This is a genomic window from Pseudoalteromonas sp. NZS127 (genome assembly GCF_015864805.1).
GTDB classification, from domain to species: Bacteria; Pseudomonadota; Gammaproteobacteria; order Enterobacterales; family Alteromonadaceae; genus Pseudoalteromonas; species Pseudoalteromonas nigrifaciens.
This window is the reverse complement of record NZ_JADYWN010000058.1, coordinates 1-1,039: the sequence shown is the minus strand read 5'-3', so window position 1 is coordinate 1,039 and position 1,039 is coordinate 1. Positions and strand designations below refer to the sequence as shown.

General features: G+C 37.8%; 1 protein-coding gene and 1 pseudogene. Both read right to left on the bottom strand.

What is annotated here, in order from left to right; translation table 11 throughout:
• Window positions 1-77: 77 nt before the first annotated feature.
• Window positions 78-233, bottom strand: a pseudogene (locus I6E78_RS18780) (transposase); the annotation flags it as partial.
• Window positions 234-501: 268 nt separating this feature from the next.
• A complete protein-coding gene (gene tnpA / locus I6E78_RS18380) occupies window positions 502-915 on the bottom strand; it encodes an IS200/IS605 family transposase (protein ID WP_197183113.1) in 414 nt (137 codons plus the stop codon).
• Between the last annotated feature and the right edge of the window lie 124 nt (window positions 916-1,039).

The following is a 1,039-nucleotide window of genomic DNA, read 5'->3' as shown; positions in this document are numbered from 1 at the left end:
CGCTTACTTAGACAAATTAATAACTACCTATCATTATAATTGACATTCTCACCTTGTAAAGTGTACAGGTAATTATTTTAATTTAAAGTGTATGGGTGTACGTTTAAATCTTCAAACACTAAAATGTCATTTTCATTGGTTATCTGTCGTGAGATTTGGTGTGCAAAGTCGAGCCTTTGCCGTGAGATTTTGCCGTGTAATCTGTTGATGCGTTGTTTGGTTTTTTGCCAGCGATTTGCCCCTTTATTTCGTCAGTTAAACGTTTACAAAACACCAAATCATGTGCATAAAAAAGACTTGGAACTTTCGCCCCAAGCCTTTCATTAAAACTATCACCTATTTCAGAACGGGACAGAAATCGTTATATAACGGTGATAACCGTATTTAGATCATCGGTTAACTAATCTACCCAATAGCGCCAAGTGCTCCATCTAAATCTAATGAGCCAAAGCGAGTTAATTTAGGTGGTGGTGAAAGGCGCACCACCACGAAGTGGTGGCTTTAATCAAATCCTTCCTGTTGAGCTAAATATTGCTTCACGATTTCAAGTGGCACACCTCCGCAACTAACCAGACAATAACTTCTGCTGTAAAAAACTGGCTTCCAGTAAAACTCACCCAAGTGTTCGGAAAACTCCTTTCGCACAAGTCTTGATGTAGCAGTTTTTAAACTGTTCACCATTTTACTTGGTTGCATCTTGGGATTAGCAGAAATTAAAAGGTGAAGGTGATCTGGCTCACCATTGCACTCCAAAAGCTCACAATCCCAAGATTTTAACAACCTTTTGTACTGAGATTCTAAGTACGCGGCAACCTCTGGCGTGATACAGCGACGACGATATTTAGTTACAAGGACTAAATAATAGTGAATATTATAAACGCTGTGATACAGCGTATTTAGGGCTTGTTTTTTCATAACAACTAAATATAATTAGTTGTTATGAAAAAAGCAATCCGTAAAGTTACATATAAAATGAAACCATCAGTTTCTCAAGAAGAATCGCTGATGGATTTGTTTGTCCACCATCACCAGTTGTACA

Excerpts from the sequence above, each read along its gene's own strand:
- tnpA (WP_197183113.1), bottom strand. The coding sequence starts at position 915 with ATGAAAAAACAAGCCCTAAATACGCTGTATCACAGCGTTTATAATATT.